Below are 23,162 nucleotides of genomic sequence, written 5' to 3'. Positions count from 1 at the left end.
CCTTTTGGCCCCGGGACGCCGGATGGAGGATCGATTCATCGCTTCGGAGGCCCGGCGCCTCAGAAGCGGGGAAGCCAGTCATGCCAGCGAACCATCAGGAGGAAACCATGTCAGTTTTGAGCAAATCCATCACCACGGCGCAACCGGGCCGCAGCTTTGCCGGTGCGCCGCTCTTCAGCGCCGAAGGAGCTCCAGGGCCTGCGGCCGACGGGGCGCCTTGCGGGTGCAACGCGACCGACAGCTCGCTCCCGCAGCTCTCTGCCGTCCGGTCCGGCCGGGGACCGGGCACCGTCACGGTCCTGTACCCGAAGCTGGAGGCGGACCCGAAACCGGATCCGGACCCGAAGCTGGATCCGGCAGCCCGGGACGGTGCGACTCGGGACAGTGTGACTCGGAACAGTGCGGCGCGGGGGCGGGCGAGCAGGGCGGACCGGCGCCGCCGGAACTTCAGTGACCGCGAAGCGGGCATGGCCACGGCGGAATATGCCATTGCCACGCTGGCCGCCGTGGCATTCGCCGCCCTGCTGGTTGCCGTGCTGGGCAGCGGAGAGGTGCGGTCCCTGTTGATGGGGCTGATCCGCAGCGCGCTCACCCTGGGCTAACCGGTGCGCCGGAAGGATCCGCAGGACTCCTCCCTCGGCGCCGTCACCGCAGAACTGGCTGTGGGACTGCCCGCGGTGGCACTGCTGCTGGCCGCCGTGCTGACGGGGGTCGCCGCAGGGGTGACGCAGCTTCGGGTGGAGGAGGCGGCGCGGGCGGCAGCCCGGGAAGTGATGCGCGGAGACAGCGCCGAGGCCGAGGCTGCCGCCCGGAGGATCGCCGGGGCCGAAGCGCGGGTGACCATCTCGGCCGACGGGCAATGGCTGCTGGTGGAGGTCGGCTCAACCGTGGCCGCGCCGCTGCTGGACCGGCTGCCGCTGGTGCTGACCGCCACCGCCACTGCACTTCCGGAATCGCTGCCGTGAACGGTGCAGCGAGGGGATCCGGGGACGGAAGACCAAGGAGGCAAGGAGATCCACGATGGAGGAAAGGCAGTTCATGGGTCAGGAAGGGCGGTCCACCAGGGAGGAACGGAGGAACATCTGAGCGCGGGGCGGGCACGGTGCTGGTGCTGGGGGCGGGGGTGGTTCTGCTGATCCTGTTCGGCGCCGTCCTGCTGCTGCTGCAGTCGGCGGTGGCGGCCAACCAGGCCGCCACGGCGGCAGACCTGTCAGCACTGGCAGCTGCCGATACCGTGCGGGGCCTGCGGGCGGGGGACCCGTGTGCGGTGGCGGGGGAAGTGGCGGCGCGGAACGGCGCCGCACTGGGCGGATGCGCCGTCAGCGCCGGAGATCAGAGCGTGCAGGTGAACACCGAGGTCGGAGTCCGCCTGCTGCCGTGGCCGGCTACCGGGCACGCCCGGGCGGGCCCGCCCCCGTGAAAGCCGCGCCGGCGGCGGCCGGATCGGCGTCCCGGCCGCGGGCTGAATCCAGCAGCACCTGCAGCAGGGTCACGGCCCCGGCCTTGGAAAGCGGATTGTTCTTGTTGCCGCACTTGGGGGACTGCACGCAGGACGGGCAGCCGCGCTCGCATTCACAGGACCGGATCGCGTCCCGGGTGGCGGTCAGCCACAGCTCGGCAGCCTCGTAGGCCCGCTCCGCGAAGCCGGCGCCGCCGGGATGCCCGTCGTAAACGAAGATGGTGGGCTTCTCCGTGTCGGCGTGCAGCGCCGTGGAGACGCCGCCGATGTCCCAGCGGTCGGAGGTGGCGATCAGCGGCAGCATGCCGATGGAGGCGTGTTCGGCGGCGTGCAGGGCACCGGGGAAGTCGGCCGGAATCATGCCGGCGTTGGTGAGCAGGTGCTCGTCGATGATGAACCAGACGGCCTTGGTGAACAGCTCCTTGGCCTCGAGCTCCAGCGGTTCCTCACCCAGGATCTCGTTGGAGATCAGGGCCTTGCGCTGGAAGGACACCACCTGCGTGGTGACCTTCACGGTTCCGAAGCAGACCCGGATTTCGCCCCACTGCGAGGTCCGCTCAGTCTCCATCACCTCAATCTGGGTGACGTCCCGGGCCTGCGTGTAGAACTCGGGGTTGCCGCGGGTCACCATGGCGCAGTGATCCGCCTCGTTCAGCTCATCAACCATGAAGGTTTGGCCCTGGTGCACGTAGACCGCGCCGGTGTGGGCCTGATACTGGCTCTGCGGCGAGTCCATGGTGCCCAGCAGCATGCCGGTGTCGGACTCCACGATGTTGATCGGCCCGCCGCCGTCGGCGCGCAGATTCACCATGGCGGCGGCGCTTTCGGAATGGGTCCAGAACCATCCCGAGGGCCGGCGGCGCAGATAGCCCTGCTCCACCAGCTGATCCAGCAGGCCGGCGGCGGTGGGACCGAACAGCTCCCGCTCGTCCGGGGTCAGCGGAATCTCCGCCGCGGCGGCGCAGAGGTGCGGGCCCAGGACATAAGGGTTGGAGGGGTCGAAGACTGTGGCTTCCACGGAGATGTCGAAGATCGCCTCCGGATGGTGCACCAGATACGTGTCCAGGGGGTCGTCGCTGGCGACAAAGGCGGCCAGAGCATCCTGTCCGGAACGGCCCGCGCGCCCGATCTGCTGGAACAGGGACGCCCGGGTGCCCGGCCAGCCGGCCACCAGCACGGCGTCGAGCCCGGAAATATCAATGCCCAGCTCCAATGCGGAGGTGCTGGAAATGCCCAGCAGTTCGCCGCTGCGCAGCCGGCGTTCCAGCTCGCGCCGTTCCTCGGGCAGGTACCCGGAGCGGTACGCCGCCACCCGGTCCGGCAGCGAGGGATGCACCTCGTCCAGCAGCCGCCGGGTGATGGTGGCGATGGTTTCGGCGCCGCGCCGGGATTTGATGAAGGCAATGGTGCGGACCTGCGCGGCCACGAGGTTGGCCAGCAGATCCGCGGTTTCGGCAATCACCGTCCGGCGGGAGCGAACACCGTTTTCACCCTTGAGGTCGGTCAGCTGCGGCTCCCAGAGCGCCACGGTGGTGGCTCCGTGCGGAGAAGCGTCCCGGGTCACCGCGGTGACCTCGCCGCCGATCAGCCGGCCGAAGGAAGAAGCCGGATCCGCGGACGTTGCGGACGCACCGATGAACACCGGGTTGGCGCCGTAGTACCGGCAAATCCGCCGCAGCCGGCGCATCAGGTTGGCCACGTTGGAACCGAACACGCCGCGGTAGCTGTGCGCCTCGTCGATGATGACGTACTTGAGCCGGCGGAAGAACCGGGCCCACCAGGCGTGGTTGGGCAGCACACCGAAATGCAGCATGTCCGGATTGGCCAGCACCAGGTTGGCGTGGTCCCGGATCCAGCGCCGGGCGCCCGGGTCGGTGTCGCCGTCGTACGTGTCCGCGCGCACGGTGGGCAGCTGCAGTGCGTTCACGGCGGAGAGCTGATCGGCGGCGAGGGCCTTGGTGGGTGCCAGATAGAGGGCCACGGATCCGGTGGGCTCCAGCGTGACCCGGTCATCCAGCGCGGTGCGGTGGATTTCGTCGAGCACCGGCAGCAGGTAGGCCAGGGATTTGCCCGACGCGGTGCCGGTGGAAATGATCGTGTGTTCGCCGGCGTGCGCCGCCTGCGCGGCTTCGATCTGGTGCCGCCACGGTTCGTGGACCCCCACCCGGGAATACGCGGCAACGACGTCGGGGTGCGCCCAGTCCGGCCACGGCACCGGAACAGCCTTCCGGGCCGGAATTTCGTGGACATGGACCAGCTGTTCCGGGTCGGCGCCGGAGCCGAGCAGGGGGATCAGGGAATCATGTAGGGCCACTGTGCAATTCTCCCACCGGCCGGCGGAACAACTGCAGTTCAACGCGGCTGCTCAGCCGCAGGCTGAACTGCGCGGAACGGTTACAGCTTCGGCTCGAACATCACCACGCTGGCGAGGTTCTCCCAGCCCAAATACCTGTAGAGCTCCAGGCCTTCCGGCGTGGTCACCAGCAGGCCGGCGTCGACGTCGTGTTCCAGCGCCACTGCGGTGAGGGCACGCATGACGTAGCTGCCCAGCCCGCGGCGGCGGAACTGCGGCTCGGTGATGATTCGGTCGTAGACAGCCAGGTCATCCACCACGGCGACGCTGCCGCGCGCCGCCGGCTCGCCGTCGGCCGTGACAATCACGGTCCCCAGCTTCTGGCCGCGCACGGTTTCGGTCTCGAAGCCGTCCAGCGGAACCGGGTCTTCGATGTCCTGCCCGGCCATCTCCAGGAACATGAAGACTTCGTCCGCGGAGCGCACGCTCAGGCCGTGCACCAAGGCGGCGCCGTGGATCTCGTTCATGCTGCTGGTCACGATGGTGAAGAGCCGGCCCGGGCTCTTCCGGGCGGAGGACGCGAGTGCGGCGAACTCATCGTGGGAGGGCTCCAGCGCGAAGTACTCCCAGTCATTGGTCCTGTCATGCAGGAAGGCGGACAGAAAGCGGCCCTCCCGGCGGGTCTGGTAACCGCGGGCCTGCGCCCAGCCGGTGACCCAGGTCTCGAGCAAATCGTCGTTCAGCACTCTCATGGATGAACACTAACGGTGCCGGCAGGCGAAAGGTACGGGTGCTGATGAAATAGCGGGTCTTGGCGCGGTCTACCCTTGATGAGTGGCTTTGAATCGAATTGCACTGTACTACGCCTTCACGCCCCTCCCGGATCCGGAGGCCGTGCGCCTCTGGCAGCGCACCCTCTGCGAGAAACTGGGAATGCGCGGGCGCATCCTCATCTCACCCGACGGAATCAACGGAACCGTGGGCGGGAGCCTCGACGCCGTGAAGGCATATGTAAAGGCCACCCGCGAGTACCCGGCCTTCAAAAAGATGGACATCAAATACTCCGAGGGCGGAGCCGAGGACTTCCCGCGCCTGAGCGTCAAGGTGCGGAAGGAAATCGTCAGCTTCGGCGCTCCCGGCGAGCTCAAGGTGGACCAGGACGGCGTGGTGGGCGGCGGCACGCACCTGCGGCCGGAGCAGCTGCACGAACTGGTCGAGGAAAAGAAGGCCGACGGCGAGGAAGTGGTCTTCTTTGACGGGCGGAACGCCTTCGAGGCGCAGATCGGCCGCTTCAAGGGGGCTGTGGTCCCCGACGTGGCCACCACCCACGACTTCATCGCTGAATTGGATTCGGGCAAGTATGACGACCTCAAGGACAAGCCGGTGGTCACCTACTGCACCGGCGGCATCCGCTGCGAGGTGCTGTCCTCGCTGATGGTCAACCGCGGTTTCAAGGAGGTTTACCAGATGCAGGGCGGCATTGTCCGCTACGGCGAGGCCTACGGCGACAAGGGATTGTGGGAAGGCTCCCTGTACGTGTTCGACAAGCGGATGCACACGGAGTTCACCGAGGACGCCGTCACAATCGGCCAGTGCGTGCGCTGCGAGGCGCCCACGAGCAAGTTCGAGAACTGCTCCAACCCCTCCTGCCGGAAACTCACCCTGTACTGCGCGGACTGCGCCGCGGACCCGCAGACGCTGCGCTGCCCGGACGGCTGCACCGAGTAACGTCCCCGCGAGATGGCAGAAGGTGCGTCTCTGAACGCTGAGAAGAGCACTTAGTGCCATCTCGCGGGGCTGGTGGGAGGAGCGGTGCTAGGCCGTTGCTGCTTCGGCCAGCTGCGTGTCCCGGGGCGTGTCAGCGTCGCGCCGCACAAAGGTGCCGCGGTCCAGGACCACGGTGTCTCCGATGCGGGTCTGGAAGACGGCTCCCGCATCGGTCTTCCAGATGCTGGTGGTCAGCTCGTCGCCGGGAACCACCGGTGCCGCAAACCGGACGTTGAGGGAGCCGAAGGCATCGGCGTCGGAATCGGCCACGCCTTCCAGCACTGCGCGTCCGGCGAAGCCCATGGTGCACAGCCCGTGCAGGATCGGCTTCTCGAAGCCGACCATCGCTGCGAGGGCCGGATCCGAATGAAGCGGGTTGCGGTCCCCGTTGAGACGGTAAAGCAACGCCTGGTCGGGTGTGGTTTTTTGGATGTCCACAAGATCGGCGGGCCGCTCCGGCAGCTCCCATCCGTCGGAGGGGGCCGGTGCTGAACCGAAGCCGCCCTCGCCGCGGATGATCATGGTGGTGACGGAGGCCGCCACGGTCTCGCGGGTCTCGGCGTCGAGCAGATCAGTGGTGAGCTCGATAACGGCGTTCTTGCCCTTGTCGTAAACGGCGCTCATGAAGCTGCGCGGAATCACGGTGCCGCTGGTGGCCAGCGTGCGGTACACGGAAATGGCCTGGCCGCCGTGCAGGATGGAGGACAGCTTGAAATCGCCGAGCTCGTCCATGGATCCGCCGGATCCGCCCAGCAGCACCGCGAAGGTCGGCAGCACGCTCTGTTCAATGTCGCGGGAGTTTTCCGTGGTGAAGGCGAGGTTGGCGGTCTGGTCCCGGGCGCCAGCCCCCACGCTCAGTGCGTAGAGGAGTGCGTCCTTGGAGTCCCAACTGACCGGAGCACCCTCGGAGACCTTCCCGATGTTCTGCGTATGGATCGCCATAACGTTCCCTCTTTCAGGAGTCTCACGGGCCGATGTCCCGTGCGGTTTGCCGGCACAAAAATGTGTCGCCGGTTACTAAAAATTACTATAACGAAGTTCTAAATTCCGGTCGTTGCGGCATTCGGAGGCGGTCAGGCCGAGGCGGAGACCACGCCCTCCGGATCCGCTGCGGTGCCGCGGCGGAGGTCGCGCTCGCCGACCGTTTCCGGTACCCACTGCGCGGGCGTGCGGCGCAGCATCAGTGCCACCACCACTGACAGCGCGGCAAAAACAAACACGAAGATAAAGGCGGCACTGATGCCGTCCTGTGCCACGGCCGTGGTCGCCGGATCCGTGTGCCTGGCCAGGATGAAGGCGCCGATGGCGACGGCGGCGGACTGGCCGACGTTGCGGATCAGCGTGTTGGTTCCGGCGATTTCCGAGGTGTGGGACTCCGGCACCACCTCGATGAGCAGGTTGGGCAGCGCTCCGTAGGCGAGCGAGATGCCGATGCCGTTGAAGACCATCGCCACGGCGAACATCACGACGTTGCCGTAGGTCAGCAGAATGACCGGAACGACAAGGGCCACCAGTGCCAGACCCGCGATAAACACCGTGCGGGCGCCGTACCGGAAGGCGAGTTTTCCGCCCAGCGGTGAGAAGAAGTATCCCACCAGCAGGGTGGTGCTGATCAGGACACCGGCTGCGGTGGGCGAGAAGCCCAGCCCATAGCCCAGCGACGGCGGCGACTGCATGATGAGTTGCGCGGGAACGTTGCCGCCGCCGAGGGGGCCGACGGCGGCGAGCACGGTCGCGGTCATGGCCAGGGCTATCTGGCGGTTCTTGAACATCCGCAGGTTCACGATTGGCGACTCCACCCGCAGCTCCCACCAGGCCCAGACAGCGGCAGCGGCGATGCCGATGCCGATCAGGCCGATGAACTGCATCGAAGCGAAGCCGGTCTTCGAGCTGCCGGAGAACCCGAGCAAAATGGCGCTTACCGCGATGGGGAGCAGGACGGCGCCGAGAAAGTCCGGTTTGTCCTGGCTGGGAATGATGGTGTCGCGCGGAATGACCAGCTGGACGCTGGCCGCGGCCAGGATCGACACCACGGCTGCAAAAACGAAGATTCCGTGCCAGGAGAAGGCGTCAATCATGAATCCGGCGATGAGTGCGCCGCCGGCGCCGGCGATGAGCGCCGAGGCGCCGACCATCGAAATGCCGACCGGAACCCGCTCTTCGTCGAGGTGTTCGCGGGCCAGTCCGAAGGCCAGGCCCAGTACAGCGCCGGTGACGCCCTGGATCGCGCGTCCCAGGATGATCATTTCCAGTGAGCCGCCGAGCAGCGAAACGATGGAGCCGATGGCGGCGATGGCCAGAGCGATGACCATGACCTTGCGCCGGCCGTACAGATCGCCGAAGCGTCCGCCCAAGACTCCGGCGGAGGCCGAAACCAGCAGGAATGCGGTGACCACCCAGGCGACGGTATTGGCATCGACCTGGAAGTCCCGCATGAGGGTCGGCAACGTTACGTACATCATGGACAGTTCAAAGGCCGAGACGATCTCGGCCAGAACCAGGACAAGGACAATCGGGGCGAATCCGGGGCGTTTGAGCGCCCGCGTGGTGGAGGACATCGGCGTCCCGCCTTTCGTGGAAGGGATAAACCAAACCGCTGGCATGCACCGCGTCGGGGACGTGATGCATGCCAGCGGCTGGCTCTGGTCCGGCAGAGTCGGCGCTCTGCCGGACCAGGGGTGCAGGAGTTAGGCCGAAGCGGAAACGATGTCTTCCGGATCGGCGGTGGTGGTGCCGCGGCGGATGTCGCGTTCCCCCACTGTCTCGGGGACCCACGGCTTGGGATTGCGGCTCAGCATCAGTGCCATGACCACTGCCAGCACTCCGAAGACCAGGACAAGGATCAGCGCGCCGCTGATGCCCTCCTGCGAAATGGCCTTGGTGGTCGGGTCGGTGTTGCTGGCGAGGATGAAGGCGCCGATTGCGATGGCGGCGGACTGGCCGACATTGCGGATCATGGTGTTGGTTCCCGCTGTTTCCGAGGTGTGGGATTCCGGCACGACCTCGATGAGCAGGTTCGGCAGCGCACCGTAGGTGAGGGAGATGCCGACGCCGTTCATGGTCATGGCGAGCAGGTAGACGATCGTGTTGCCGTAGGTGAGCAGGATGACGGGAATGGCCAGGGCCATCAGCACCAGCCCGGCGATGAAGACAATCCGGGCGCCGTAACGGAAGGCAAGTTTTCCGCCCAGGGGCGAGAGAGCGAAGCCAACGAGTGCGGTGAGGCAGATGAGGACGCCGGCCGAGGTTGGTGTGAGGCCCAGGCCGTAGCCCAGCACTGAGGGGGACTGCATGATCATCTGCGAGGGAACGGACACTCCGCCCAGGGGGCCGATCGCGGCGAACACCGTGGCGGTCATGGCCAGGGCAATCTGCCGGTTCTTGAACATCCGCAGGTTCACGATCGGGGATTCCACCCGCAGCTCCCACCACGCCCAGACTGCGGCAGCGGCGAGGCCGAGGCCGATCAGACCGAGGAACTCCACCGACATGAAACCGGTCTTTGAGCTGTTGGAAAGACCCAGCAGGAGAGCGCTGACCGCGATGGGCAGCAGGATGGCGCCGATGTAGTCGGGCTTGTCGCTGGTGGCCGCGTTGGTGTCACGCGGAATAACCAGCTGGATGGCCAGCGCGGCAATGACCGCGAGGACGGCAGCGAAGACGAAGATTCCGTGCCAGGAGAAGAGATCGATCATGAAGCCTGCGATCATCGAGCCGCCGGCGCCGGCGATGAGGGCGGAGGCACCGACCATCGAAATGCCGACCGGGACCCGCTTCTCGTCGAGGTGCTCGCGGGCCAGCCCGAAGGCCAGGCCCAGAACCGCACCGGCCACACCCTGAATGGCGCGGCCGAAGATGATCATGCCCAGGGATCCGCCGAGCAGCGAGATGAGTGAACCGATGGCGGCGACGACCAGGACAATGACCATCACCTTCCGCCGGCCGTACATGTCGCCGAAGCGTCCGCCCAGCACTGCGGCGGAGGCGGAAACCAGCAGATAAGCGGTGACAACCCAGGCGACGGTGTTGGCGTCCACCTGGAAATCCCGAATCAGGGTCGGCAGCATGACGTACATCATGGACAGTTCAAAGGCTGAGATGATTTCGGCCAGAACCAGGACTATGACAACTGGTGCGAAGCCTGGACGCTTGAGCGCCCGTGTGGTGGAGGACATCGGTGTCCTGCCTTTCGTATGAGGTCAAAGAATGCGACGCCGGCCGACGGATATCGGGCTGCGGTGGAGCAGACGATCTTTGGAAAGGTGGTGCGATGCTGCGGTGTTGTGTTGCGTGGTGGGGTTTGGGGTTAGCCGTTGCCGTAGGCCACTGATTTGGTCCAGAAGAACTCCTCGAGTCCCTCCAAGCCGCCTTCGTTGCCGGTGCCGGAGTGGCCGATGCCTCCGAAGGGGCGTTCGGCCACCGCATTCATGGCACCGTTGACGGTTACCTCACCGGTTTCCAGGGCTTCCGTGACGCGGATGGCGCGGCGAGCATCGCCGGTCCAGATGTAGCCCGAAAGCCCGTAATCGGTGCCGTTGGCCAGGGCGATTGCCTCGGCCTCGTCACTGAAGCGGGTGATGGCCAGCACCGGTCCGAAGACTTCCTTCTGGGCCAGCTCGCTGGACGGAGCCACGTCGGCCAGGACGGTCGGCGGATAGAAGAACCCGTCGGCCAGATCGCCGGCGAGCCGCTGCCCGCCGGTGACCAAACGCGCGCCCTCTTCCTGGGCCCGGCCCACCATCGAGTGGATCCGCTCGATGGCGGCCTCGTTGATGACCGGCCCGCAGACCGTGCCGATGTCCTGGGGATCACCGACGGGGAAGGAGGCGGCGATCTGGCCGATCGTCGCCACAAACGCATCGTAGATCGAGTCCTGGACCAGCAGCCGGGTGGGAAGCGCGCAGGCCTGGCCGCTCATGATGCCGAAGGCCATGAACGTCGAGTGCATGGCTGCCGCCTCGAGGTCAGCGTCGGCGAAGACGAGGTTGGCGGATTTTCCGCCCAGCTCCAGCACCACCGGCTTGAAGGTCTTCGCGCAGGCAGCGCTGATTTTGCGTGCCGTGTCCGGGCCGCCGGTGAAGGTCACCTTCTTGACCAGCTTGTGCTCCACCAGGGCCGCTCCCGCCTCGGGACCGCCGGGAATGACGTTGAACACGCCGTCCGGGATGCCGGCCTCGGTGACCAGGTCGGCGAAGAGCATGGCGCTGAAGGGCGTCAGTTCGCTGGGCTTGACCACCACTGTGTTGCCTGCGGCAAGAGCAGCGGGAACCTTCATGGCCAGGGACATCAGCGGAGCGTTCCACGTGATGATCGCGCCAATCACGCCGTACGGCTGGCGCAGCGTGTGCCCGAAGGACCCACCGGCGCCGACCACCGAGGTGATCCGGCCCAGCGGAAGCTTGTCGGCCCAGCCGGCGTAGTACCGGATCCAGTCCGTGGCTGCGGTAACCGTGGGATACGCGTTGGAACGGGCAATGCCGTTGTCCGCGATCGCCAGCTCCACGAAGTCCTCGGTGTGTTCCTCCACGAGCTGCGCCAGCTTCAGGAGCGCCTTGGACCGGGCTCCGGCGGGCGTGGCCCGCCACACGGCGAAGACCTGATGCGCGGCGTTGACGGCGTCGTCGACGTCGGACACACCGGCCAGGGGGACCGGTGCACCGGCCTTGCCGGTGGCGGGATTGATGTGGGTGTGGACGCCGGCGCCGGTGGTGCGCGCCTCGCCGCCGATACGGAGGGTAACGGGCGGCAGGACAAAATCGGTGGTGGTTGTCATGTTCAGATCTCCGGTTCGTAGCGCAGCATGGTTATTCCTGCTTCGGGGTAATCACAGAACACGGGCTTTACCCGCATGCCCACCTTGATGTCATCGTGGGACACGTTGACCAGTTCGGTGGAGAATTTCGGACCCTCGTCCCACTGCACGACCGCGAGGACGAGGGTGCCCTCGTTGGCGAAGTGCGGGGCCACCGGGCGGGTGGAGATGGTGTACGTGTAGAGGGTTCCGGCTCCGGAAATCTCCCGCCACTCCAAGTCATCGGCCAGGGTTCCCGGGGCCAGCGGCCGGGGGTAGAAGATGTACTCGCCCAGCGAGGGGGAGTACTGGATGCGGACCCGGTGCTCGGCCAGCGCGTCCCAGAACGGCTTGGTCAGCGGGGTCGGAACCGGCATCGGTCGCTGCAGGACCGGCGGGGTGTATGCGGTGCTCATGGTGTGTAGTCCTATTCGCCTTCGAGGATCAGTGCCGTTTGTTCGCTCATGATGCCGCCGTTGCCGGTGACAAAGGCGCGGTTGCACTCAGCAACCTGTGCCTCGCCGGCGCGGCCCATGATCTGGCGCACGCCGTCGATGACGTGGTGCATGCCGCCGGCGATGCCCGCCTGGCCGAAGGAGAGCTGCCCGCCGGCGGTGTTCATCGGGAAGTCGCCGCGGAAGGTCAGATCGTGTTCGCTCACGAACTGCATGCCCTTGCCCTTCTCGGTGAAGCCTGCGTCCTCCAGGCTCATCAGCACCGTGATGGAGTAGCAGTCGTAGATCGAGACCATGTCCACGTCGCTGCGTTCGATGCCGGCCATGGTGAAGGCCTGCTCCGCCGCGTGAATCATCGGCGAATGCATCAGGTCCTTTGCATAGGTCGGAGTCTTGTAGGGGACGCGCTCGCCGAAGCCCTTGACCCAGACCGGGCGGTTCTTGGACTTGGCGGCCATCTCCGCGTTGCCGATGACAATCGCCGCACCGCCCTGGCACGGCATGACGATTTCGAGCATGTGCAGCGGGTCGGCGACCATGGGCGAGGCCAGCACGTCGTCGATGGTGATCGGCTTGCCGTGGAAGATGGCCCCCGGGGTGGCGCAGGCATTGGTGCGCTGGTCCACGGCGATCTTGGCCATGGCCCGCTCGTCGTAGCCGAATTCGTGCCCGTAGCGCTTGGCGATCTGGCCGTAGGGTCCGTTCTGCCCCAGATTGCCGTACGGGATTTCGAACTCGGCCTGCGGGGAGCCGTAGGCGTTGGAGGAGGCACCGAAGTACATCTTGTCGTCCATCACGTAGGGCTTGCGTGCGTCGGTTGGCACGTCGTGGGTTCCGGGGAAGGTGACCAGCACGGCGTCGCACAGTCCGAGTTCCACGGCGGCGGCGGCCCGCCAGACCGCTGCGGCGGAACCTGCCCCGCCGAGGTCGACGATTTCAGCGAAATTCGCGTTGATGCCCAGGTACTCGGTGATGGTGGAGGGCACAAACATGTCCGCTTCCCCGATCAGGGGTGTCACGATGCCGTTGACGTCCGTGGCGTCCAGGCCGGCGTCGTCCAGGGCGGCCTTGGAGAGCCGGGCCCACTGTTCCAGGTTGAAGGTTTTTTCACGTGCGAGTTTGCGTTCTGGCGGCAATTCGTAATAGCCAAGGATTGCGGCTTCTCCACGAAGTCCCATAGGTCTGTTCTCCTCATTGGTGGTGTGCAAAGGCGGACGGCGTGGTGCCGGTGCCTTGGAGTTTTCGGATGCTTTGACGGGCCTGGTTATCCGGAATGTGCCGGAGCCGGAAGCCGCAGGGACGAAATCCGAATTCCGAGCTCCGGATGGAATGTTCCTGCCCCGAGTGCTTCGAGCAGGCCGGCGTGTTCGGGCCCGTGCCAGGGTTCGTCCGCCGCCACGAAGCCCAGGGCCCGAAGGCCCGAGACGCCGGTGGAGTCAGTGGTTTCCTGCAGGACCAGGTCCGCACCCTGGGACCACCGGAACCCGCCGGCCGCCGGTTCGCCGGCGCGCAGGGGCAGTGAAAAGGCGACGGCGCCCAGGACGTCCCGGAGCACGTACTCCGCCCGCTGCAGATTGGTAACCAGGCCGAAGACCACGGGCACCCGGGCCTGCGGGGATTCGGTTTCCACCCAGGGACAGGCAGTGTTGAACTCGTTGTCCTCGGTGATTTCCTCCAGGGACTGGGACGTTTGAACCATCTGGGTCAGGAATCCAAGACCCGTATCGCGGGGATGCAGGAACGCTTCCTGCCACTGCGGGTATTCGGTGTTGACGAGGATCGGGTTTATGCCTGCCGCCCGCGCCCCCGCGATGGCAGCGGAAATGTTCCGGACCTTGAAGGTGATGTGGTGCGGTGCCGCTTGCCCGCCGTTCTCGGAGAGGAAGCGTTCCACGAAGGACTCGGGTGAGCTGCCCGGTTCCAGCAACTCCAGCCGCATGTCCTCCGCCAGGGCAACCTGGCAGGGGCTGAAGGCCGGCAGGCTGAAGCCGCTGGCGAAACGCGCCCCGAGCTCCCGATGCAGCAACTCTCCGGCGGCGCCCCACGCGGGAACGGCGAAGGCGACGTGGTCGAGCTCATGGGCGCTCATGAGAACGCCCGTCGGGAAGCAGGGGCTAGCGTCGTTCGGCTTCGGCCTGTTCGAGCCTGAGCCCGATCATTGCCACAAAGCGGTCCAAAACCCGGGTGGCTTCGGGAACGGTCTTGTTGCCTGCCAACACGCGGGAGACCAGATCCATGAGGACGGCCCACACCATGGCGGTGACATCCGCAGCCTCGTCCGGCGACAGGGTCGAGAAGTCGGCATGAAACGGTTCCTCGAGGACCAGCACCAGCTGCTCCATCAGTTCGCGCACTTCCGGATCGGAGGAGGTGCGCAGCATGAGGATCGCCTTGTAAAAGTTCGGCTGCCGCTCGAAGGCAGCCAAAGCCTGCTTCAGGCGCCGGGCAACCCGCTCCGTTGTGCGCAGGCCTTGCGCCCAGCCCTGGTCCGCGGAATTGAACGGCACGCCCCAGTCGTAGACGACGTTCGCGTACAGGTGCTCCTTGGACGAAAAGTACCGGTACAGCGTTCCCAGCGCCACGTTCGCCGTGGACGCCACGTCGCGGATCTGGATCGAGTCGTAGTCGCTGACGCGGAGCAGTTTCTTCGCGGCGTCCAGAATCCGTTGCCTGCGTTCCACCTGGTAGGCGGGAAGCTCGGTGGTTTCGCGTGTGAGTTGCCGAACCATCAATTGCCTCCTGCTGGGGAATCCGGTGGACACCCAAAACTACCACCGCCGTTTGGCGTCCCGAGATCCCGCACACCGCGTTACCGGTCCTTCCAGCGGATCAATGCATCCAGCGCCTCAATCTGGTTTCCGGCCACCCGCAGCGGGTTGATTTCGAGTTCCTCGAGCTCATCGCCGAGCCCCACGGCAACCTGCGAAATCTCAAAGATCACCGCCGCCAGCTCATCCAGATCGGTGGGCTCGCCGCCGCGGAACCCGGTGAGCAGCTCAATTCCCTTCAGCGATTCAAGCATCCGGCGAATTTCCGCCGGTCCCACCGGGAGCAGACGCACAGCGGAATCCTTGAGCAGCTCCACCATGACGCCGCCAAATCCAACCGCGAGCACCAGGCCCCACCGCGGATCCCGGACAACTCCCACCAGCAGCTCGGTGCCGGCCGGCCGCATCGGCGAGACGGCCACGCCCTGGATCCGGGCCTCCGGCGCCAGCTTGGCCACGGACGCCTGGATGAACTGGTAGGCCTCGGTCACCGCTTCAGCATCCTGCAGCATGAGCCGGACGCCGCCGACCTCGGTCTTGTGGGCGATATCTTCGGAAGCGATTTTCAGCACCACCGGGTAGCCCATGGATTCGGCGGCGGCCACCGCGTCTTCTGCAGAGGCGGCAATGGCGGCGGGAATGTACGGCACCCCGTGGCTGCGCAGGAATTCTCCGCTCTGCACCTCGGTCCACTGCTCAGCGCCTTCCGGCTTGGTGATGGCCGGCGCCGCGGGCAGCTCGCCGTCCGAGGCCAGCTCGGCGGCGCGCTGTCCCCACCAGGCGCTGCGGGCCGCGGCCGGGATGCCGCGGTCAAAGGAATCCGAGGCGTGCGGGTAGCCGTGCTCGGCGGCAAAGGCGCGGCCGAACTCCGTAACCTCGGTGGGCAGGAAGCTCATCGCGATGACCGGCTTGGGAGAGGACGTGAGCTGGCGCAGCATTTCATCCTGCGTGGGCCGGCCCATGTCCGCCATTGCCTGGTTGGCCGGCCACGATCCGTTGACCACCACGAAGTCGTAGTTGGGGTCGTCGATGAAGCACTGGGCGGCCTTGGTGAGGATGGTCGGGTCAACGGAGACGTAACCGGTGGTGTCCATCGGGTTGTTCACGGTGGAGAAGGTGGGCAGTCCGGCATCGTGCAGGCCCTGCACCGTGTCCTGGTGCGGGGCAGGCAGCTCCAGCCCGGCGGCGTCGGCCTTGTCCGCCACCAGGGCGCACATGGCGCCGGAGCCGGTGATCACTGCCATCCGGGGCCCGGGAAGGGCGCCGTAGGCTTCGATCAGGCCTGCCGTGGCGACCAGGTCCTCGATGTTCTCGACCCTGATGACGCCGTACTGCTTGCAGGCGGCGTCGATGACGGTGTCGTCGCCCACCAGCGAGCCCGTGTGGGCTGCCGCCACCCGGGCTGAGGCCTCACTGCGGCCGGCTTTGAAGATGACGATCGGTTTGCCGGCGGCCCGGGCGCGGTCCGCGACGTTGAGGAACTGCGCCGGATCCGAAATCTGTTCCAGGTAGGCGGCAATGACCTTGGTGTTGGGATCGTCGACGAGCACGCTCATGACATCGATGGCGGAGATCATCGCCTCGTTGCCGACGGTCACCGCAGTGGAGCAGCCCACGCCCCGTGATGCCATGTAGGGCAGCAAGTAGATCGCCAAGGCACCCGACTGGCTGGCGATGCCCACACCGCCGCTGATCATGGGCATTTGGGTCATGTGGCTGAAGGCCGCGACCTTGGCGTGGGAGTTGATGAAACCAAGGTTGTTCGGCCCCAGGATCAGCTGGTCGGCAGCACGTGCGTTCTGCACCAGACGCGCCTGCAGGGCGGCGCCCTCGGCACCGGCTTCTCCCAATCCGGCGGCCAGCAGGATCAGGTTGCGGATGCCCTTGACCCGGGCCTCCTCCAAAATGTCTTCGAGCGAATTCGTTCCCGTGAGCACGATCGCCAGGTCCGGGGTTTCCGGCAGATCGGCCAGCGAGGCAAAGCTGGTTTGGCCGTGGCAGTCCTCGCCGCGGCGGTTCACCAGGTAGAGCTCTCCCTCGAACCCGCCGGAGACCAGGTTGCTGTACGTGAAGTGGGACCAGGTGGACCTGGTGTTGGCCCCCACTATGACGATGGACTTCGGCTCAAGAAGTTCCCGCAGCCGGGTGGAATCGAGGTTCTGGGTACTGCCGGTTTCGCTCGTCAACGTTGTCATGCGAAACGCTCCTTTCGGTGAAACATGGATGTGGTTTCCCGGCTCGGGCCGGTAGGGAAGGATCCGGAGGGCTAGCTCCGGGGGAGGCCCAGGATGCGTTCGGCAATGACGTTGAGCTGGATTTCGACTGTTCCGCCGCCGATCAGGACCTGCGGAACGGCGAGCTGGCCGGTCACTGCATCGCCCGGTGCCGAGGCGAAGAGCGCACCCGGTCCGGCCAGCGCCAGGACGTGGGACGCGGCCTCGCGCGTCAGCCGGGCATGGGCGACCTTGGCCAGCGAGGATCCCGCTCCGGGTTGCATGCCGTTGACCTGGCGCAGGGTCTCCCGCAGGTTCAGGGCTCCGATGGCCGAGCTGACGGCGGCAATGCGGCCGAGCGAGGTGAAGGCAGCGTCCTCACTGCCGGAGTACCTGCCCTGGCTGATCATGGTGCGCAGCGCCTCTTCGGTTCCCACCGAAACGCCGGAGGAAATCTGGGTCCGTTCGTTCTGCAGCGTGGTGGCGGTGATGCGCCAACCCTGCCCGGGTTCTCCGAGCAGATAGGCATCGGGAACGAAGACCGAATCAAGGAAGACCTCGTTGAATTCCGCGTCGCCGGTTGACTGCTTCAGGGGACGGACTTCCACGCCGGCGCTTCGCATGTCGATGAGGAAGTAGCTCAGGCCCTTGTGCTTGGGCACGTCCTTGTCGGTGCGGGCCAGGCAGATGCCCCAGTCGGCCTCATGGGCGCCGGACGTCCAGACTTTTTGCCCCTTCAGCTCCCAGCCGCCCTCCACCTTGACGGCGCGGGTGGCCAGGCCGGCCAGGTCGGAGCCTGCGCCGGGTTCGGAGAAGAGCTGGCACCAGATCAGCTCGCCGCGCAGGGTCGGCAGCGCGAACTGCTCCTTAACAGCGTCGCTGCCGTACGCCAGGATGGTCGGCATCGCCCATTCACCGATCACGGAGGAGGGCGGCGTCAGCCCGCGGCGTGCGTACTCCTGGGAAATGACCACCTGCTGCGCCGGTGTGGCGCCCAGTCCGTAGGGTGCCGGCCAGTGCGGGGCGGCGAGCCCCTCCTCGGCCAGGAAGGTCCGCTGCGATCCGCGGGAGTACCAGCGGCCGCCGTCGTGCTCATTTGTCAGGGTTTGCGCGCGGTCCAGCAGCTGGCCGATGCGTGCGCGGAATGCCGGGTCTTCATCCGGCAGCTCGATGTCGATGCGGCGGTCCAGCTGGAGGGCCGTCTTGCCCGTGGCGACAAGGCGTTCGCTCAGGGATCCCACCTGCGCCCCCAGGGTCATTGCGCGCCGCCAGAACAGGTGGGCGTCGTGCTCCCAGGTGAAGCCAATGCCGCCGAAGATTGTCACGGCTTCGGTGACGGCCTCCACCGAGGGGACGATGGCGGCCGAAATCGCGGCGCCGGCCGCCAGCTTCTGCTGGTCCTCGTCCTGGTCGAGCGAGACCAGGGCGGACCACGCAGCGGCGGCGGCGAGCTCCGCGGCTATCAGGAGGTTGGCGCACTTGTGCTTGATGGCTTGGAAGGAACCGATCGGGGCGCCGAACTGTTCCCGCATTTTGGCGTACGCCGTGGATGCCTCGACAGCCCAGCGCATGATGCCGGAAGCTTCGGCGGCAAGCAGCCCGGCCTGCAGGGTTTCCACGTGGACGACGCTCAGGCCTTCCAGAATTTCCTCGCTGCCGACGAGCAGGCCGGTGAGTTCGAGCGTGCCGGCGTCGCGGGTGAGGTCGGTGCAGGGAACGGCCGTGCGGCTGACCCCGGCGCTCCGGACATCGACCAGCGCAAACCGGGTATCCCCGCCGGCGGCGAATCCGATGACGAGGAAGTCGGCCGAAAGCAGCGAGAGCACCGGTGCCGTGCCCCGCAGTTCCCAGCCGCCGTCGGCCGCTGCTGCGCTGACTGTGCCGGCGGGAAGCACAAGGGCACCCCGTGCCCCCTCCGCGAATTCGGCCAGCCCGCGCGTCGCGGCCTTGCAGTCGCCGGCTGCCGCCACGGCAGCGCTGGCAAGAACTGTGGAGACATAGGGGCCGGGCACCAGGCGGCGGGCGAACTCCTCCACCACAATCGCGGTGTCGGCCACCGTTCCACCCTGTCCGCCGTGTTCTTCACTGATGTGCAGGGAGTGCAGGCCGTTCTTTACCAGCTCATCCCAGTACGGCGCCGGTTCGCCTGCCCCGTACGCCGGAAGCTGTTCGCGTGTCGCCAGCGTGTCGGCGAAGCGGGAGGCAAAATCGGAGGCCGCGGCACACAGGTCCGTGTGCTCTTCGGTAAGGGCTAGCGCCATGTAATGACTCCAATGTCATGAACTCGCCGGTCCGGTTTTGGCACACGGACGGCGTCTGTCGGGGATCACAAACTGAATCTGGACTCTAGTTCACAAATGTGACCTAGGCAACACTCTGCTTGGTTGGTGTTGCAGGAACGGCACGTAGCCGGGGATTTGGGCCGGGGGACCAGGGCCGGAGGGACATCGGGGCCGGGAACCCGGGAACCGCCGGACGCGGCAACTTGGAGCCTGACGGGAACGCTGCGGTCGGTCTGCATAAAAAACCCGTTCCGGGAAAAACCGGCCGTTTGGGGCGTTTCCTACCACTGCGGACCGGCTGGATTCGCCCGAAATGGCAGGGGAATCCCGAAGCAGCGGGGGATGCCCCAAATGGCAGGGGAATCCCGAAGCAGCGGGGGACGCCCGAAATGGCAGGGGAATCCCGAACCGAAGAAGCCTGCGAGCCGCTCCGAAGGCCGGTGCTTCAGGCGTTTGCAACTGCCCGTGCGGGCCGTTTGGCGGGCATGTAGCATGCGGCCTACTTCCGGCATCGATGTCCGGGGGAAAGCGGCCACAGGGGACAGACATGACGCAGGAGTACGCAGACAGCACCGAGCACATCAACCGCACCGAAAACACCCAACCAACCGCCGACACGGATGTCTTTGACGAGTGGGACCGCATTGTCGACGTCCTGGTGGTCGGCACCGGCGCAGCGGCCCTGACGGCGGCGATCACGGCCGCGGAGGAGGAACAGGACGTCCTGGTGGTGGAAAGCACCGACGTCTGGGGCGGCACCACTTCCGTCTCCGGCGGCGGCTTGTGGATGCCGAACAATCCGCTCATGGCCAAGGCCGGGGTGCCGGACAGCACCGAGAAGGCCCTGACCTACATGGAGACGGTGATCGCCGACGTCGGGCCGGTCTCCTCCCGCGAGCGCAAGCTCGCGTTCCTGACCTCAATTCCCGACGTCGTCACCCTACTCTCGTCGCTGGGCGTGCGGTGGATGCGGTCCAAGGACTATCCGGACTACTACCCCGACAAGCCCGGCGGCATGATCGGCCGGTCGCTGGAGGTCAAAGCCTTCGACACCAAGGCGCTGGGCACGTGGTTTAAATCCTCCCGCGCCGCGAAGTCGGGCATTCCGGTGCCGCTGGCGACCGACGACGTCTGGGAACTGTCCCGCGCCTGGTCCACGCCCAGCGGCTTCATCCGCGGCGCCCGCTTTGTCTTCCGCACCCTCGGCGGACTGGCCCGCGGCAAGCGGCTGTACGGGCTGGGCGGTGCCCTCTCCTCCTCGCTCATGCACGTTGTGCGGCAGCAGCAGACACCGGTCTGGCTGTCTTCCCCGCTGCTTGACCTGATCCAGGACGACGACGGCGCCGTGGTGGGCGCCATCGTCACCCACCGCGGGCGCCCGGTCCGGATCCGCACCCGGAAGGGTGTGGTGCTGGGGGCCGGCGGATTTGCCCGGAACGCCGAGTGGCGCAAAAAGTACCACGGGCTGGACCAGGAATATTCGTCGGCTCCGGAAGGAGACCAGGGGGACGTGATCGACTTGGTGGCGCAGCGAGGAGGAGCGCTCGCGCTGATGGACGATGCCTGGTGGGGGCCGTCCACCGTGGCCCCCGGCGGCGGCGTCGCCTTCTCGCTGGCGGAGCGGTCCATGCCGCATTCGCTGGTTGTGGACTCCTCGGGCGTGCGGTACCTCAACGAGTCCGAGTCCTACGTGGACTTCGGGCACCACATGCTTGAACGCAACGCCACGGTGCCCGCCAATCCGTCCTGGCTGGTGATGGAAGCCCGGCACACCCGGCGCTACCTGTTCTCCGCGATCATGGTCGGGCGGAAGAAGTGGGCTGCCGAAGGGCTGCTCCTGAAGGATGACACCCTGGCCGGGCTCGCCCGGCAGATGGGGGTTCCCGAGGCGAACCTGGTCTCCACAGTGCAGCGGTTCAACGGATTTGCCCGCACCGGCGTGGACGAGGACTTCGGCCGGGGCAACACCGCGTACGACAACTACTACGGGGATCCGAGCGTGAAGCCGAACCCCAATCTGGGTGCCCTGGAGAACGGCCCGTTCACCGCGGTCCGGCTCTACCCCGGGGACCTGGGCACCAAGGGCGGCCTGGTGACGGATCCGGATGCCCGGGTGCTGCGGGAGGACGGTTCGGTGATTGAGGGCCTCTACGCCGCGGGCAACACCACCGCCTCGGTCATGGGACGCACCTATCCCGGCGCCGGAGCCACCATTGCCCCGGCCGTGGTGTTCGGATATCGGGGCGCACTGCACGCAGCGGGCCGGACCACCGCGGCCGGAAAGAGGGCCGTCGCAGTGGAAGCGCTGCAGGGCGCCTAGCCGGCCGCCGGAAGAGGGCCGCCGGGAGAGGGGCACCGCAGGGGAGCACCGGCACCGGGGCTGCCGCGGCCGGCCATAAACTGGAGCGGTGACTGATTTCGCCGGTGTTCCCGATGCGCCCCAGAGTTTCAACCTTCCGCTGCTCGAGGCTCTCGCCTCGGACCTGGCGGAGGCCCGCTACACAGTTGACGGGGTGGCGGACTTCCTGGGGGAGTCCGCCGCCGCCGCGCTCGGCCGTGACCAGCTGGTGCCGGCGGTCCTTCGCTGCCGGGAAGAGGCGCAACGACAGGATCCGGCGCCGGTGCACGCGATGATCCTGCTCTGGCTGGCCGGAGAGGACCTGGGCCGGGCGCTGCTGGACCGCGCTTTTCCCCGGACCCGGACCGAGGGGCTGCTGGCGCTGGGACTGCTGGAGCCCTCGCCGGCCGACGACGGCGGGGCCTTCCGCGCCGCCGTCGACCTGCGGCCGTACGGCATCACCGACGCTGACCCCGCCGACTCCGCGGACGCTGACACGACCGCCGAGCCCGACACTGATACACCTGACGCCGGACCCGTCGCCGACGGCGGCAACCTTTGGGTGGCCAGTGACCTCGGCGCCCACCAGCGCCCGGGCGTGCTGCGCCACGACCACGTGCTGGGCATCGGGCAGGCCTCGCTCAGCCTGGCCCAGCTGACCGTCCGCCGGCTCGTGGACCGGGCGCTGGACCTGGGCACCGGCTGCGGCATCCAGGCGTTCCACCTGCTCCGCCATGCCCGCCACGTCACGGCGACGGACATTTCGCCGCGCGCGCTCGCCTTCACCCGCTTCAACCTGCTGCTGAACGCCCGTGCCCTGGAGGTGGATCCGCAGCAGCTCCACGACCGGGTTTCCCTGCGGCTGGGCAGCCTGCTGGAACCGGTGGCCGGAGAGCGGTTTGACCTGGTGGTGTCCAACCCGCCGTTCGTCATCACCCCGCGGGGCGCCGGGGAGGATCCGGAGGGCCGCTTCACCTACCGTGACGGCGGCCTGGCCGGCGACGAAATCGTGGCAACGCTGGTGCGGACCCTGCACCGGGTGCTCGTTCCGGGCGGCACGGCGCAGATGCTGGGCAACTGGGAGATCCGGGCGAGTGATTTTGCCGACATCCCGGCAACCGAAACCGGCGCCGCCGGACCCGCTCCGTGGTCAGCTCGCATCGAGGCGTGGCTGCCGCCGGACACCGATGCCTGGGTAATCCAGCGCGAGGTGCTGGAACCGGCCGAATACGCCGAGATGTGGCTGCGGGACGCCGCCGAGAACCGGGACCGCAGCGAGTACCTGGCGTCCTATGCCGCGTATCTGGCGGATTTCGCCTCCCGGGAAGTGGCCGCCGTCGGCTTCGGCTCCCTCTTCCTGCGCCGCCGGGCCGACCCGGCCTCCGCGCCGCTGCGCCGGTTCGAGGAGATTACCCACGCCCTCGAACAGCCCGTGGGACCGCACCTGGGCGCCGCCGTCGCGCGGTTTGACTGGCTGGCCGCGCACCCCTCGCTGGCAAATGAACACCTGGAAGTGGCCGACGACGTGACGGAGGAGCGCCACGCCCGTCCCGGCGCGGAGCACCCGGGCGTGATCCTGCTGCGCCAGGGTGCGGGCCTGCGCCGGACCAACCTGATGAGCACCGAGCTGACCGGGTTCGTTTCCGCCTGCGACGGCGAACTGTCGACGGGGCAGATCATCGGTGCCCTCGCGGCGCTGCTGGGGCGTCCGGACCCGGACTTTGCCCGCGGTCTGGAAGCCGAGGTCCGCAACCTGGTGCTGGACGGATTCCTGGTTCCCGCGGCTCCCTGACACC

The 23,162-nt window shown here is 67.1% G+C and carries 18 protein-coding genes; 6 read left to right on the top strand and 12 right to left on the bottom strand.

Going from position 1 to position 23,162, the window contains the following annotated elements; genetic code table 11:
- Positions 1-107: 107 nt before the first annotated feature.
- From QNO00_RS06785 to QNO00_RS06775, 3 genes are all read left to right on the top strand, one after another.
- Positions 108-602 carry a DUF4244 domain-containing protein gene (locus QNO00_RS06785; protein WP_284024038.1) on the top strand — a complete coding sequence of 165 codons (495 nt, stop codon included), beginning with the start codon at positions 108-110 and terminating at the stop codon, positions 600-602.
- A gap of 3 nt (positions 603-605) precedes the next feature.
- Positions 606-965, top strand: coding sequence for a TadE family type IV pilus minor pilin (locus QNO00_RS06780; protein ID WP_284024037.1), 360 nt, complete (start codon positions 606-608; stop codon positions 963-965).
- A gap of 158 nt (positions 966-1,123) precedes the next feature.
- Positions 1,124-1,420, top strand: a complete 297-nt coding sequence (locus QNO00_RS06775) for an Rv3654c family TadE-like protein (RefSeq protein ID WP_349643469.1) — start codon at positions 1,124-1,126, stop codon at positions 1,418-1,420.
- On the opposite strand, the gene QNO00_RS06770 is transcribed toward QNO00_RS06775, so the two are convergent.
- A complete protein-coding gene (locus tag QNO00_RS06770; RefSeq protein WP_284024034.1) occupies positions 1,386-3,773 on the bottom strand; it encodes a DEAD/DEAH box helicase in 2,388 nt (795 codons plus the stop codon). The genes QNO00_RS06775 and QNO00_RS06770 overlap by 35 nt on opposite strands.
- An 80-nt stretch (positions 3,774-3,853) precedes the next feature.
- Positions 3,854-4,504, bottom strand: a complete 651-nt coding sequence (locus QNO00_RS06765; RefSeq protein WP_229964676.1) for a GNAT family N-acetyltransferase — start codon at positions 4,502-4,504, stop codon at positions 3,854-3,856.
- Positions 4,505-4,586: 82 nt separating this feature from the next.
- On the opposite strand from QNO00_RS06765, the gene trhO reads away from it, so the two are divergent.
- On the top strand, positions 4,587-5,480 hold the full coding sequence (gene trhO, locus QNO00_RS06760; protein WP_284024033.1) for an oxygen-dependent tRNA uridine(34) hydroxylase TrhO: 894 nt from the start codon (positions 4,587-4,589) through the stop codon (positions 5,478-5,480).
- A gap of 87 nt (positions 5,481-5,567) precedes the next feature.
- Here trhO and QNO00_RS06755 read toward each other — a convergent pair whose 3' ends face one another.
- From QNO00_RS06755 to QNO00_RS06710, 10 genes are all read right to left on the bottom strand, one after another.
- The gene (locus QNO00_RS06755; RefSeq protein WP_284024032.1) at positions 5,568-6,461 is read right to left on the bottom strand and encodes a MaoC/PaaZ C-terminal domain-containing protein; all 894 of its coding nucleotides are present in this window, start codon (positions 6,459-6,461) and stop codon (positions 5,568-5,570) included.
- Between the two features lie 131 nt (positions 6,462-6,592).
- A complete protein-coding gene (locus QNO00_RS06750) occupies positions 6,593-8,077 on the bottom strand; it encodes an MFS transporter (RefSeq protein WP_284024031.1) in 1,485 nt (494 codons plus the stop codon).
- Between the two features lie 129 nt (positions 8,078-8,206).
- Positions 8,207-9,694 carry an MFS transporter gene (locus tag QNO00_RS06745; RefSeq protein ID WP_284024030.1) on the bottom strand — a complete coding sequence of 496 codons (1,488 nt, stop codon included), beginning with the start codon at positions 9,692-9,694 and terminating at the stop codon, positions 8,207-8,209.
- A gap of 131 nt (positions 9,695-9,825) precedes the next feature.
- On the bottom strand, positions 9,826-11,292 hold the full coding sequence (locus tag QNO00_RS06740) for an aldehyde dehydrogenase family protein (RefSeq protein ID WP_284024029.1): 1,467 nt from the start codon (positions 11,290-11,292) through the stop codon (positions 9,826-9,828).
- Positions 11,293-11,294: 2 nt separating this feature from the next.
- Positions 11,295-11,726: a Zn-ribbon domain-containing OB-fold protein gene (locus QNO00_RS06735; protein WP_284024028.1), complete on the bottom strand. Its 432-nt coding sequence runs from the start codon at positions 11,724-11,726 to the stop codon at positions 11,295-11,297.
- A gap of 11 nt (positions 11,727-11,737) precedes the next feature.
- On the bottom strand, positions 11,738-12,943 hold the full coding sequence (locus QNO00_RS06730; protein ID WP_284024027.1) for a thiolase family protein: 1,206 nt from the start codon (positions 12,941-12,943) through the stop codon (positions 11,738-11,740).
- Positions 12,944-13,029: 86 nt separating this feature from the next.
- Entirely contained in the window at positions 13,030-13,854 is an 825-nt protein-coding gene (locus QNO00_RS06725) for a VOC family protein (RefSeq protein ID WP_229964684.1), read from the bottom strand.
- 25 nt (positions 13,855-13,879) lie between these two features.
- Positions 13,880-14,494, bottom strand: a complete 615-nt coding sequence (locus QNO00_RS06720) for a TetR/AcrR family transcriptional regulator (protein ID WP_284024026.1) — start codon at positions 14,492-14,494, stop codon at positions 13,880-13,882.
- 80 nt (positions 14,495-14,574) lie between these two features.
- Positions 14,575-16,728 carry an acetate--CoA ligase family protein gene (locus tag QNO00_RS06715; protein ID WP_284024025.1) on the bottom strand — a complete coding sequence of 718 codons (2,154 nt, stop codon included), beginning with the start codon at positions 16,726-16,728 and terminating at the stop codon, positions 14,575-14,577.
- 71 nt (positions 16,729-16,799) lie between these two features.
- Positions 16,800-19,007: an acyl-CoA dehydrogenase family protein gene (locus tag QNO00_RS06710; RefSeq protein ID WP_284024024.1), complete on the bottom strand. Its 2,208-nt coding sequence runs from the start codon at positions 19,005-19,007 to the stop codon at positions 16,800-16,802.
- Positions 19,008-19,575: 568 nt separating this feature from the next.
- On the opposite strand from QNO00_RS06710, the gene QNO00_RS06705 reads away from it, so the two are divergent.
- Entirely contained in the window at positions 19,576-21,348 is a 1,773-nt protein-coding gene (locus tag QNO00_RS06705) for an FAD-binding protein (RefSeq protein ID WP_284024023.1), read from the top strand.
- A gap of 88 nt (positions 21,349-21,436) precedes the next feature.
- Entirely contained in the window at positions 21,437-23,158 is a 1,722-nt protein-coding gene (locus QNO00_RS06700) for a DUF7059 domain-containing protein (protein WP_284024022.1), read from the top strand.
- Positions 23,159-23,162: the final 4 nt, after the last annotated feature.

The sequence above is a fragment of the Arthrobacter sp. zg-Y1219 genome, from assembly GCF_030125545.1.
Lineage (GTDB): Bacteria > Actinomycetota > Actinomycetes > Actinomycetales > Micrococcaceae > Arthrobacter_B.
The sequence above is the reverse complement of the archived record's forward strand: the minus strand, read 5'-3'. Positions and strand labels throughout refer to the sequence as shown.